The following is a 12,729-nucleotide window of genomic DNA, read 5'->3' on the forward strand; positions in this document are numbered from 1 at the left end:
TCGAAGGAACAACCCTATTGAAAAGAAGGGCCATGCCCTGGAAAGATGACTCCTTCTACTCATCGGCTTTCTTGTCACTGGAGGGCTGCCACATCAGTCCCAGCGAAAGATTCTTTTCGCGCTTGGCCTGGATGGCCCAAGGGGTACCACGGTGTTCTGTGATGATCCGGGCATAGATTTCACGGGCTTGCTGGACCATACGCTCGACTTCTTTGCCGCTGCGCATCCGATTGCTCGAGGCCAGCTTGTACTGGTTCTGTCCGAGTTTGGGATCGAGATTGGGTAGGGTGTTCGTGCGGACCAATCCCATGACTTTGTTGTATTCATTGAGGAACGCCAAGCGAGTTTTGACTGCCGCCCGTGCGTAGTCGTAATGGGCCTGCCAGCGCTTGGTTTCCCCATCCCGGAGAGACTCTAGGCTATCGAGAGTCGTGTCGATCAACTCCAGGCGTGCGATGCCTAAAGCGTAGAAATCCAGACCCGCGAAAATTTCCTTCTTCAATTCGTCAGTGATGGGGGCTTTGATGACATCAGGAAGCTGGCCTGTACCGCCACCCGCAGGATTTCCCTTCCAAATATCCCGAATTTCGTCAAAGGCTTGGAGAACAGCCGCCCGCAAGCGGTATCTCTCCTTGTTAGCCATCACCTCCTGAATAGTGGTCGTATCCCGATAGGCTGCCAGCAATTGAGGATCGAAAGGAAAGTTGGCAATGTTGTCCTGTCCAAGATCGTCCTTGAGAGGGGGCAACTGAAACTCACTGGTAATACTGGCGACTTCCGCGGGGGAAGCAGTTTTCGGTGGAGAAGGAATGACCACGGCCGCCGCCGGGGATTCCTGAGAATTGGAAGCCACCAATTGAGCAGGACGCGCCCCGTGGACTTGAAGCGTTTGCTTCCTATCCATGTGCACCGCTTCCAAGACTTCCTGCAACCGCTGCTGGACTTCCGCCACCCATTCGCTGACCGGCAGTGGATCATCCGGGTGAGGCGGTGTTACCACTCCTTTTTTCCGCTCGGCAGCGATGCGTGCTGCAATGAGAAAAGCGCTACCAGCATAGGTCGTTGTGCGCGGCCCGCCGGACAAGGTCACGCTGCTGAACTCCAGAGCGTTTTCCCCCGGCTGACATGTAATGATCACTTCTACACCCGGCGGTGATGCCTGTAGAGCCGTGAACAATTCCTGGCTCATCGGTTCGCTGCCCGGACGGATGATCCCGCGTTCCGGATTGTAGCGGCACACATCCCAAATCACCACTTTTTGCGTCGCACGACATTGTCGCAGCTTGTCATAAAAATCCGCTAAAGGAATGAAGCTCGCAGGATCGTCCGGATCGGCTTCCATCGGTGCCAGATAGGCCGCTCCGTCGCGAAATTGGGCGTGACCGCTGAAGTAAATCACGACTCGATCCTGAGCACGGCAGCTCTGGAAAAAGGACTCATAGGTTCCGATTAGGACCGACTTAACCGGCAACAATCGCTCTGGCAAAGTATCGGACAGGACAAACACCTGATGGTTCTCCTTGTCCATCGGAATACGCCATTCAAACGCCCAGCGATTGGCCAGAGAACGCACCCGATCCCCCTGTCCCGGCGGTGCAGAAGTCAGAGGATTAAGAAACATGTAATTGTCGATGCTCAGGAACAATAGACGTCGGGGAAAAGATGCTGCCGCTACCCCACGAGCCAAGGTATCCCCGGACTCTTTCCCTTTGTCCAATACCTTGGGAGATTCGGCGTCCTTCGAGCGATTGCCGGCATATGAAGTGGCTTGTTGTAGATAGTTGCGAAAGTAGTAGAGTCCGCAGCCCAACAGTGCCACGGCTAGAAGGAACACCAGGACAGGAGTTATGCGCTGTCCCACGGAACGCGGACCGCGGTACCGGCTTGGCGGTTGGATCGCAGGTCCTGGAGGGGGAAGAGTCTGACCCATCGCTGGCGAAACATATCCCCCACCATGCGCCATTCCCGCAGGGGCCGTCGCAGGGGGAACTGCCGCTGGGAGAACGTAACCTGTCGATGTACCCGGTGCTACCACAGGTCCAGGCAAGCCATTGGTTCCGCCTGGAGAGGTGGCTAGCCAAGCCGATGCCGGGATGGCGGTGGACGTGGAACTGCTCATTTTCTGCCCATGATTCACTTCGTGCCCCGAAATGGGGGAAGTGCTAACACCACGGGGACGGACCACCGCCCCACAATTCCGGCAGCGCAGCGTTTGCGTTAACCAATGGGACGGGATACGCAAAACCGCTTGGCAGCTCGGACAACGCCCCCGCATAATGGCACTCATCCCGATTAGCTCCTCACTTCCACTACAATCATCGTCCCCAATTTGCCACAGTTATGGCCTGATACCATTCTTACGGCCTCATGCCTTCCTTTGCCGGCCATCTGTTAGTCTTCACCTCTCCCCTTGGTTCTGCCAAAGCATTCTCTAGGGGTTTAGAACCCACTCCCAGGGTAAAAGTTCCTCGTAGCTTATTCTACGTGCGATGTTCCTCGAAAAATCGGTGCCGAATTGTGTCGAGGGCAACAGTTTGTATTGATGATTGAAATCCGAGTCTTGAGATAGGCATCGCCGGACGGATACAAGAACCCCAGATAACAGGTTGAGTCAAAGCCGCCAACAATAGGCCGAGTTCTAGCCGTCGGCTGTTCCGCCCTTGCCACAATCGCCCCCAACCGTCAAGCTGACGGAGAAGCGCCAAGGGAGTCTGCCATGCAGATTGTTTTGATCGAAGGAGATGGCATCGGTCCGGAGGTAACTCAGGCAGCTTGCCGAGTGATTGCTGCGGCGGGAGTCCAAGTGGAGTGGATCAAGGGGATGGCCGGCGCTGCCGCTGCAGAGCGATACGGAGAACCCTTGCCGGAACAAACCCTGGAAATGATTCGCCGCTATCGGATTGCCCTCAAGGGACCCTGTACCACGCCGGTCGGTCATGGTTACCGCTCCGTCAACGTCCGCCTGCGCCAAGGATTGGACCTGTTTGCCAGTGTCCGCCCCGTGCGCACTTTGCCGGGCATCGCCACCCCTTACGAGCAGGTGGACCTGATCGTTGTCCGCGAAAACACCGAAGGACTTTATGCTGGTCTGGAACATGAAGTAACACCGGGTGTGGTCGAGAGTGTCCGTCTGATTACACGTCCTGCAGCCGAACGGATCGTTCGCTTTGCTTTCGACTTGGCCCGCCAGATGGGACGCCGCAAAGTTAGCTTCTGTCATAAAGCGGACGTTATGCGTCTAGCCGACGGGTTGTTCCTGGAGTGCGCCCGCCGCGTGGCAGAGGATTATCCTTTCATTCAGTTCGAGGAAATCCCGATCGATACGCTGTGCATGGAGCTGGTTTTAGAGCCGCGCCGTTTCGATGTTCTGGTCATGGAGAATCTTTTCGGAGATGTGGTCTCGGACCTGGCTGCCGGTCTGGTGGGCGGACTAGGGGTAGTTCCTGGCGCCAACTACGGCACTCGTTACGCTGTGTTCGAGGCTGTCCACGGCAGCGCCCCGGACATTGCAGGCCGCGGCATCGCCAATCCCATCGCTGTCATCCGCAGCGCCGCCCTGATGCTCGAATACATTGGTTATCGTCAGGAAGCCCAAAGGATCGAACAAGCTGTCCTGGCGACCCTGAAAGCAGGCATTGGCTTGACCCCCGACCTGGGCGGAGATGGCACCACCATGACCCTGACGGAACAAATCATCCACCACCTCCATGCTGGGGTCTAACACCCCCTCTCGACCCCACTGGAACACGACCTTCTGCACCCGGACATGACAGACCACACCCGTAGTCTTGAATTCCTCACGAAATCCCTCTTGGTTTGTTACCCGGATTTCGGATTCGTCATTTCCCTTCCCCCTGAAAGACCTCCATCTCAACTGGCAACTAGAGTGAGGAATCCGTAGAACAATGTATAGGGAGTGGAGGTGGGGTGCGGATGAGAACAGGTTCTGGAGAAGTGCCGTCATGCCGGCGGTTCTGGAATGGAACCCCACCGTCGCTGCCGAGGAACTCCGCGAGCGTATCCTAGCGACAGCGGCAGAAGGAGCACCCGTCATCCTACCAGGGGACTACGGGTACGTGGCGGCATTACCCGTTCAATCCCCCCGCTTGGCCACGTTGTTACAACGTTTGCCGGAGCCGGCCGCTCTGTGGGTTAAGGATAGCGAATGCTTGCGCGCCTTAGGGGTGGAAATACCACTGGCTTTGCAACGGCTGTTGAACCGTGCCTGGCCACTCCCCCTGTTGGTCCTGCTGTCTGCCGATTCGCTCCAGAAACAGGGCTTTTCAAGGCCAGCGTGGTGGGACTCTGCTGTAGATAGCGGCCAGCGACTCCGTCTGCGACATCCTGAACATACTGTGGCTAGTGCGATAGCTGAGGTGCTGGACGTTTCACAGTGGCTTATAGCAGATACCGGCCTTCCGACCGTGGAAGCGGCTTTGGACCTGATGGAGGAAGCGGAGGCTTTGGGGATTTCGGCCGGCGTCCTCTCTTGTCATGTCCGGCCTTCCCAGGTTTGCTTTGGCAGCCGCGGTTGGGAGATGATCGAGGAAGGGGCGGTGAGCCGGGAGGAACTGGCCCACTTGACAGCCCGGCTGATTCTGTTTGTGTGTACAGGAAACACCTGCCGCAGTCCTTTGGCAGAAGGATTGGCCAAAGTTCTAGCGGCCAACCGGTTGGGATGCAGCATCGACGAGTTACCCCAGCGCGGTTTATGGATCACATCGGCCGGCTTGTGTACTAGCGGCGGCTGGCCCGCGAGTGCCGAAGCGATCCAAGTGGCGGCAGAATATGGTGTGGACCTGAATCGACATCGCAGTCAACCTTTACAACCTTGGCTGTTGGCAATGGCCGACCAAGTGATTACCATGACGCAAGGGCATCAGCAATTGCTCAGGGAACAGTATCCGGGACTGGGTCCACCTCCCCGCTTGCTCTGGGAAGACGGCGATGTCGCGGACCCGATCGGTGCCGGCCCGGACGCTTACCGGGCTTGCGCTGCCTTGCTCCGGGAACAGGTGGAGCGATTGCTCGCGGAGTGGTTAGCATCATGAAAATTGCTTTGGGGAACGATCATCGCGGTGTGCCGGTCAAGCAGCGGGTCATCGCCTTGCTCAAGGAATTAGGGCACGAGGTGCTCGATCTGGGAACCAACAGTCCGGCCAGTGTTGACTACCCGGATTATGCTGTGGCTGTGGCAGAGGCGGTGGCGCGCGGCGAGGCCGACCGCGGTATCCTGATCTGCGGTACTGGTCACGGTATGTGCATCGCGGCCAATAAAGTGGCTGGCATCCGCGCCACCAACTGCCGCGATGTCATCGATGCGGAACTGAGCCGCCGCCATAATAATGCCAACGTCTTGTGCCTGTCCGCCGATCTGGTCGGAGAGGAAATGTCGGAAAAGATGATCCGCGTCTGGCTGACCACCGAATTTGAAGGGGGGCGCCATGCCCGGCGGACTGAGAAAATCTCAGCCTATGAACGCTGCCACATGAAAACGGAGGGGCATTGCTAACCGGCTATCGACAGCGAACTGCCGGCCATCGACACGGGCTCCAAAGCGGGATGCGCCTCGGAAACTAGGACGCGATCCCTTTCATCTGGGAGGCGGGGACTCGCTTCAGGCCTACAAGCTACGAAGGTTTGTCCGGAGGAAAAAGCGATACCCCTCTCTTGCTCTTCCTTGCTGCGGGAAGTGTCGGGTTGAACTCATGGACCGGCCTGCACGCCCACCCCAAGTCGCCTCCTCCGGTCGGCACCGCCGCTTCCGGGATTGGTTTCATCAGCGATCCTGGGCCATCCGCTGCTTGATCCTAGCCACTCCTTTCCTCCTCGCTGCTAGCGCCGGACTATGTTGGTGGGGATACCGGCACATTCGTACCCAGCGTCAGCTCGCGGTCCAATCTCAGGCTTGGAGCGAATATCATCAAGCCCTAGAGCGTCACGATTTCCAGGGATTGGAAGACGCCTTGCAAACGCTGTTGCGTTTCGATCCGCCCCCCGCCGCTGCGAAAGCCCTGTCCGAGGCCTGGATCCAGAAGCGCTCGACGAGCGAGACGCTGGAGTTGGCGCCGCTGCTAATGGATTACCATCTCCGCCGCAATGATTTGCCAGCCGCCACTCAGGAAGCCGAACAGGTCCTGCGAAGACTCCCCCGACACTGGCTCGCCCATTGTGTGCGACTTCACGCCGCTTTGAACGAACAAGCACCCTGGAATACCCCCAAACCCCCGCCGAAGATCATACACCTGCTGGAGCAATTCCCTGATCCGGAAGACGAGTCGGCCTGGACTACCCCCGCCGGCCTCCTCTACGCCCTGCGGCTATGGAAGTGGGCACATCAAGACACCAATCCATTGCTCCGGGTTCTGGAACGCCGGGTGTTGCCGCTCTTGCGCACGGCCAAAGCTCAGGAAGCCCCCTCCTATCAGCAACTGCACCTAATCGCCTGCTGGCTGGCTGTGGCTGAACAGGCCGGAGGCACCGCCACCCTATCCCAGTACTGGGCTGCTGTGGATCAACTGAGCGAACTAGCGGTGCAACAAGCCGTAGCCAAGTCGGACGCCGAAGCGTTGCGTTACTGGCTGGCCTTGGCCCCGGCTCTGGAGCAACAATTGCTCCGCTGGCAGCGGGAAGACTCCCAGCGCTTCCCGGCCAGTCGCATAACCCCTCTTTACCAAGAAGTGCGCCGCCGACGCCGGCTGGCAATAGACGCTTGGCATTCCCTCGAACCCCAGCAACCGGAGGTGTACTTCCACTTGGCCGAACTCGCCTGGCAAGAACAGGACGTCCGAGGGGCCTTTGGGTACTATCTGAAGGCCCTGCGCCGCTGTCCTGATCCAGTGCCCGTTTGGGAGCGTTTTCTGCCTTTTCTGACCCACTTTGCGAGCGAATCGAGCTTGCAGCGGTTGTCTGAGCACCTTTGGAATGAAGCCGAACAGGCCGGGAAAGACGCACAACTCTGGTGCCTTGCTGCCCAGGCTGCCGCCGCCGTACAACGCTACGAACAAGCTGTGGAAGCCTGCCGGCGAGCGCGACAAATCCAGGCGGGACATCCCACCGCAGGTCTACTGGAAGCTACCTTGTGGCTCCGCAGTGGCGACCCGGTCCGAGCACGTACCGCTCTGGAAAGCTTGGACCCCCAATGGTTCCGCCGGCATCCGGAAGCCGCCCGACTTTACAGTCGATGTTTGTCTGCTACTGCCCCGCTCGATACCATAATCCGACGCTACCAGGAATTGTACCCCTCTCCAATAGCCGCTGATCCCGCAATGGCAGCATTCCTGCGAGGGGCGGGAGAGAATTCCGAGACGGCGGAAATCCTACGCTGGGCCGTTCGGGAACTCCAGACCGCAGCGGTCCGCGGAGAACCACTCTGCTGCCGCTACTACACAGAGTTGCGCTTCCGCCTGGCCGAAGCCCTAGTTCGCCCTCATCCCTCAGGGGGACCAGCCGTCTGGGACGCCGAAGCAGTCACCGCTGCTCTCCACGCCTTCCTGACTTTGTCCCCCGAACAACTCCGCGAACCGGACATGCTCCTGGCCCAAGCCACCCTCTACGCCTTTGGCCGGCAGCAACCGGAAGTAGCCCGCCGCTTGATCGAACCTTTACTCCACCCTCCCTCTTCCCGTCCCCTCACTCCAGCTCAGCAATTAGCTCTGGCCTATATTCTGCTCGCTAGCCAACAAGCCCGCGACGCCCTCCCTCTGCTGACCGCTGTGCAACAGTCTTCCCCGTCCCCGCCTGCGGCCTTGTGGATTGCCTTGGCCTGGGCTTATCATGATCTGGGTGAACCCCAACAAGCCGCTACGGCACTCAACCGCGCCGCTCTCACTCCCTACCGTTCCGCACGGGAACAAGCCGACTGGGTGGCCCTCAAACACCGGATATTCAGGGGAAAACCGCCATGAATCGACGCGATCTCCATCCTCCCGGTTCTGAGGGACAAGAAACACACAAGCGGGGATGTCTCCGGAGCACTAGAATGGCTCGATTAGGCGGTCCGCTCATCTGGCTGCTCGTGGCTGGTCCATTCACAAGGGCGGATCCGCTCGTGATGGAGGCGAAACCCACACTCGCCCAGAACAGTCCTGCCGAACCTGCCCAGAAGAAAACATCCGAATCTCCCGCTGTCACCACACCGGCAGACCCTCCGGCCACCCCACCTCCTCCACCGAACAATGGAGGGATCGTTCTGACTCCTGACCAGAAGCGAGCGCGGGAAGCCTTCCAGGCCGGCAAATGGGAAGAGGCCCTGCAAATCCTGGAAGCGGCCGCCAAGACCACCCCGAACAACCCCATGCCGCCCAAGGTCCTCTTGGCGCGGTGGTGTGCCGAATCCGGTCAATTAGCTCAAGCCCGTTCCTGGCTGGAACAAGCCGCTCGCGATGATCCCAAGCATCCGGAAGTGTTTCTAACCAATGGCCACTTCGCTTTTCTCGAAGGCCGGATCACAGATACGATTCTCAACTGCCAGGCGGCTCTAGACGTGCTGGACACGCCTCGGTGGGAAGCTGCTTACAAACAACAAGTGCGACTGCAAGCACGCCTCGGTCTAGCGGCGGCTTATGAGGCCCGCCAGGACTACCTCAATGCCTATACCCAGTTACGCGAAATCCTCCAAGCCGATCCTCGCAACGCCCGCCTTCGGCAGCGCTTGGCCCGACTCTTGTTCCTGCTCCACCGAACTGAAGAAGCCTTACAACAATGGCAGCAAGCCCAGCGAGATGACCCTACACTGGAACCTGCCGAGTTGCAACTGGCCCAACTCTACACTGTGCGTCACGAGTTCGATCAGGCCGAAGCCTGGTTCCAGAAGGCGGTCACCAGCCACGGACAAGATGTTCGTGTCCGCCGTCTCTTCGCCGTGTTTCTGCTGGAACAGGGCCGAATCAAAGAGGCACGCTCTCACCTCGAAGCGGTCCAACGGCTCGAACCCGACAGCCGGGATACTCGTGCCTTGACCGGCTATTTCGCCCGCCAGGAGCGGGATTACTCCACAGCCATCAAGATTTTCGAGGACCTGGTCCGGGATTATCCTTCGTTCCCCTTTGCCCTCGTGAATCTCGCACTGTTGCTGGCAGAAAACGGCGATGGTAGAGGCAAGGAGCGTGCGATCGCGTTGGCCGAAAATTATGTCCGCCAACAGCCGATGCACGCGGATGCGCGAGCCGTGCTAGCCTATACGCTCCTCCAAGCGGGGCGTGAGGCGGAAGCGGAACGGGTTGCTCGCTCGGCACTCGGCTTGACTCTGCTCAGCCCTGATGGGGCCTATTTTCTGGCCAAGGTGCTGCAAGCACGGGGTGCCTCCGACGAGGCCCGTACCCTGGTACAAGCCGCCCTCAATAACAAAGCCCCGATGTTCTATCGCCAGGAAGCCGAGGAACTGGCTCGCAAACTCGTTCCTGACCCGGCATCCCCGAAGAAAAATGCTCCCCCCTCTTCCAGCGATAGCAAAAACAAGAAACAACCGTGAGGATCCCCGCAACAACAGCTTGTGTGCTCCTTCTGACGGTGGCCATCCCCTGGTGGCTGGCTCCCTGGATCCGCTACTGGGGCATCCAGGCGGAATATGCCGATCGCTGGCTCATCCTCCTAGTGGCCGCCGTGATCGCATGGCAGAGGTACGCTCAAGGAATTCCGGCGGAACTATCCTCCTCGCGGTTTCTCTCGTCGGTTTTGCTGCTAAGCGGCGGTCTCCTCTTTCCCCTCGGCGTATTCCTCCAAGCCCAAGTGACTCCGCGCCCGCTCCTGCTCTGGTGGCTCTTTGTCTCCTGGCAGACTTTGGTCGTTGGCACATTGCTGCGTTTGGGCGGCCTGCCCCTGCTCCGTCACTTCGCCTTCCCTCTGGCATTCCTCTTGTTCGCCTTGCCGCTCCCAAACCGCCTGCAACTTCCTTTGCAATTTGGCCTGCAACACGGGACCACTGGTTTAGCCGCCTTTGTCCTCGATGCCCTGGGATGGAATGTCCAGCGTGACGGATTTATCCTCCACCTGCCGCATTGCGATTTGAACGTGGTGGAAGCGTGCAGCGGCGTCCGCTCTGTGACGGCAATGCTGGCGGTCGCCACGTTTCTGGCTTACCTGCATCATCTCTCTCTCCGGCGAGGTTTAATCCTGCTTCTACTCACCCTCCCCTTGATCGCCTTGATCAACGCAGTGCGAGTGATTGCCAGCGGTATTTTGTGCGAATGCTGGGGACCAGCAAGCATTCAAGGATGGCGGCACCAAGGTCTCGGATTATTCATGGTGATCATTGGTTTCGGCTTGTTGTATGCTCTGACCCGATTCCTCCAACCGCGACCGCGTTCTGTCGTCAGTCTCTCTCCAGCCACCCCTTCTCTCTCCCCATTTCCTCTTTCTCAAACTCTAAGGCATGATGCTGCGCTGAGGTCCCAACTTGATACCCTGCGTGGCCTTCCGATCCCCACCGCAGGGCAATTCACCAGCGGAATCCACATGGTTCTCACCATCCTGGGAGTCATCACTTTTGCTACCCTCCTGGCATCGTGGCTGGGGCGGCAGCAGCAAGCGGAGGTCCAAGCCGAGGCACCCTTGGAGCAACTCCCCCTCCACTTCGCCGACTTCACTGGGCAGGACCTGCCAATTCCCGAACCCATTCGGGAAATGTTGACACCGGATCAGATTTTGCACCGTGCCTATTGCGACAGTCTGGGTCATACCTGGGAGGTCTGGATCATCTTCTGGTCTTCTCCCGCTATGGTGAAGGGGTATCATCACCCCGACATCTGCTGGCCGAATCGTGGCTTTACCTGCTTAGACCGCCGACCCATTTCTCTGCCTTTGCCTTCCGGACAGTTGACTGTCACCGAACGATTATTTGCCAGAGATACCCAGAGATACATGATCTGGTATTGGACGCAAGAGGGACAGCAGGTTTGGAGCGAAGCGGATGAACGTCGGGTTCAACTGCTTGGAAATTCGCACGAATGGGTTCTGGAACGCCTGTGGTATCAACGCCAATCCCAGGTGCGGGGACGGCTGAGCGTCTGGGTGGGGACTCCCCTCTGGGGTCAACGGCCGCTCCTGGAGGCCGTCTCGTATGAATTTCTAAGCCAGCTTGCCGTGCATCTGTACCAACTCTGCCCGTGGGCCTACCCAACGTCCCCCTAGGATCCCTGCCAATTCAGGCAAAGAATCCGGGTGTAACTAGATTCTCTGGGGGTGGGGGCTGAACCTGCGAGGTGTTTCCCCAGACTAGCAGAGCTGCCCGGCAGGGAACCCCCAGAAAATCTGGTTGCACCCAAGAATCCGCAGACGCAAGACTGATCTGGACAAGAGCGAGGATTTGGGTATAGCCCCGGAGAGATTCGGGTCAAGAGCACTGGGCACAGAGGGGGGAAACGGAATATGCGAGGGATGATGCAATTGTCGGCCATTGCGCTGGCGGCGGCAGCAGGAGCGGCCCTGTCCACCCTCTTCCTTTCCGATAGCAAACCGGCTGATGCTGCCTCGAATGATCGCTACGGCGACTACATCATGGCCACCGGTGCCGTGGCAGTCAATCCCCGCATTCCGACCGACGGCGTCTGGCTGCTGGATTACAAGGCGGGCAAATTGCTGGGTACAGTGATCGACCGCAACAGCGGTAAGATCGTCGGTTGGGCCGAAGTCGACCTCACCACCGAGTTCGGTTTGGCGCGCCAGGCCGACGTGCATTTCCTCATGACCACGGGTTACATCACTCAAGGCCAGTCCGCCTTATATTTGGCCGAGACTACTACCGGACAGTTCGGCGTCTATACGATGGGGCCGGGTCCGAATGGCGTGGGGATTGTCATCCGACGGCATGATTTGACCCGTTTTCGCGAGGCGGTTGCTCAGGGAGGCGGCGGTCTGCCCCCCGCAGGAGGAGGCGGACTGCCTCCAGGAGCAAGCGGTGGAGGACTCCCCGCAGGAGGAGGTAGCGGACTACCCTCCGCGGTTCCACCTGCTGCAAGTGGTGGCACACCCGTCCTTCCTCCCACTCCCGGAGGAACGCCTGCACCATTCCCCCCGCCAGCCAATCTTCCCACTATTCCCGGATTGGGGTCTCCAGGAACCGGGGGGATGAGTCCTAGCGGGGGGAAAGTCCCGCCTGCTACCAATCCCCTGTCCCCTTCACCCGGTGGCGGGATAACTCCACCAGGTAGCGGAATCTCTCCCGCCGGCGGTGACCCCCGCTCCTCCGCCAACCCCTCTCCGTCATCACTTGGTAACGCTAACGCGAGCTGGACTCTTCCTTCCCACAATCGGGCTTATGCCAGCGATCCCCAGGCTGCCACTTCCGCCAGTAGTACCTGGCCACCCACAGAATCCCATTCCGCGGCCACTAGCGACTCCTACAAGGTTGCCAGCCGGTCGCAGTCTCCGCCGGCTTCTCCTCCGCCAGGCCGTTTGCCGCCGATACCTCCCTTGAATCCCATTCGCAACGATATGCTCGCCCACAACTCCCCCGCCCCAATACCGGGGGTCGGGTACCCTCCATACTTCTATGGATACCCTCCATACGCCGGTCCATACGCCGCGCCGCCGGGCACCGTGCCCCCCATCGATCCCACGGTCCTATTGCAGCATTTTTTGCGCCCCCTCCCTTTGCCCTAAGGCCGGATCGCTCCTCTGGAGACAAGGGTCATCGCCTTGCCCAGAGACATCTACGCTTCCGTGTGTTCCCGCATAAAGTTCGGTGTTCCATTCCCATGCACACGCCTCGCATGAAGAATGCCCCGTATG

Annotated in this window: 8 protein-coding genes; 7 read left to right on the forward strand and 1 reads right to left on the reverse strand. The window is 59.1% G+C overall.

Annotation, left to right across the window (positions count from 1 at the left end; translation table 11 throughout):
- Nucleotides 1–55: 55 nt before the first annotated feature.
- On the reverse strand, nt 56–2,287 hold the full coding sequence (locus H0921_RS06805; RefSeq protein WP_194537305.1) for a caspase family protein: 2,232 nt from the start codon (nt 2,285–2,287) through the stop codon (nt 56–58).
- Nucleotides 2,288–2,716: 429 nt separating this feature from the next.
- Between H0921_RS06805 and H0921_RS06810 the strand changes: the two genes are divergently transcribed.
- From H0921_RS06810 to H0921_RS06840, 7 genes are all read left to right on the forward strand, one after another.
- On the forward strand, nt 2,717–3,721 hold the full coding sequence (locus H0921_RS06810) for an isocitrate/isopropylmalate dehydrogenase family protein (protein ID WP_194537306.1): 1,005 nt from the start codon (nt 2,717–2,719) through the stop codon (nt 3,719–3,721).
- 241 nt (nt 3,722–3,962) lie between these two features.
- Nucleotides 3,963–5,051 (forward strand): arsenate reductase/protein-tyrosine-phosphatase family protein, encoded by a 1,089-nt coding sequence (locus H0921_RS06815; protein WP_194537307.1) that lies wholly within the window; start codon nt 3,963–3,965, stop codon nt 5,049–5,051.
- Nucleotides 5,048–5,512: a ribose 5-phosphate isomerase B gene (gene rpiB / locus H0921_RS06820; RefSeq protein ID WP_228499136.1), complete on the forward strand. Its 465-nt coding sequence runs from the start codon at nt 5,048–5,050 to the stop codon at nt 5,510–5,512. Before H0921_RS06815 ends, rpiB begins: the two co-directional genes overlap by 4 nt.
- 196 nt (nt 5,513–5,708) lie before the next feature.
- Entirely contained in the window at nt 5,709–7,907 is a 2,199-nt protein-coding gene (locus tag H0921_RS06825; RefSeq protein WP_194537308.1) for a tetratricopeptide repeat protein, read from the forward strand.
- Nucleotides 7,908–7,981: 74 nt separating this feature from the next.
- Nucleotides 7,982–9,472: a tetratricopeptide repeat protein gene (locus H0921_RS06830; protein ID WP_194537309.1), complete on the forward strand. Its 1,491-nt coding sequence runs from the start codon at nt 7,982–7,984 to the stop codon at nt 9,470–9,472.
- Nucleotides 9,469–11,130, forward strand: a complete 1,662-nt coding sequence (locus tag H0921_RS06835; protein ID WP_194537310.1) for an exosortase C-terminal domain/associated protein EpsI — start codon at nt 9,469–9,471, stop codon at nt 11,128–11,130. Before H0921_RS06830 ends, H0921_RS06835 begins: the two co-directional genes overlap by 4 nt.
- A gap of 237 nt (nt 11,131–11,367) precedes the next feature.
- A complete protein-coding gene (locus H0921_RS06840; RefSeq protein WP_194537311.1) occupies nt 11,368–12,600 on the forward strand; it encodes a hypothetical protein in 1,233 nt (410 codons plus the stop codon).
- The last annotated feature ends 129 nt before the right edge of the window (nt 12,601–12,729 follow it).

This window comes from Thermogemmata fonticola (assembly GCF_013694095.1).
GTDB classification, from domain to species: Bacteria; Planctomycetota; Planctomycetia; order Gemmatales; family Gemmataceae; genus Thermogemmata; species Thermogemmata fonticola.

Coding starts and splice junctions, on each gene's coding strand:
- H0921_RS06840 (WP_194537311.1), top strand. CDS start 11,368: ATGCGAGGGATGATGCAATTGTCGGCCATTGCGCTGGCGGCGGCAGCA.
- H0921_RS06810 (WP_194537306.1), top strand. CDS start 2,717: ATGCAGATTGTTTTGATCGAAGGAGATGGCATCGGTCCGGAGGTAACT.
- H0921_RS06805 (WP_194537305.1), bottom strand. CDS start 2,287: ATGAGTGCCATTATGCGGGGGCGTTGTCCGAGCTGCCAAGCGGTTTTG.
- H0921_RS06830 (WP_194537309.1), top strand. CDS start 7,982: ATGGCTCGATTAGGCGGTCCGCTCATCTGGCTGCTCGTGGCTGGTCCA.
- H0921_RS06815 (WP_194537307.1), top strand. CDS start 3,963: ATGCCGGCGGTTCTGGAATGGAACCCCACCGTCGCTGCCGAGGAACTC.
- H0921_RS06825 (WP_194537308.1), top strand. CDS start 5,709: ATGGACCGGCCTGCACGCCCACCCCAAGTCGCCTCCTCCGGTCGGCAC.
- rpiB (WP_228499136.1), top strand. CDS start 5,048: ATGAAAATTGCTTTGGGGAACGATCATCGCGGTGTGCCGGTCAAGCAG.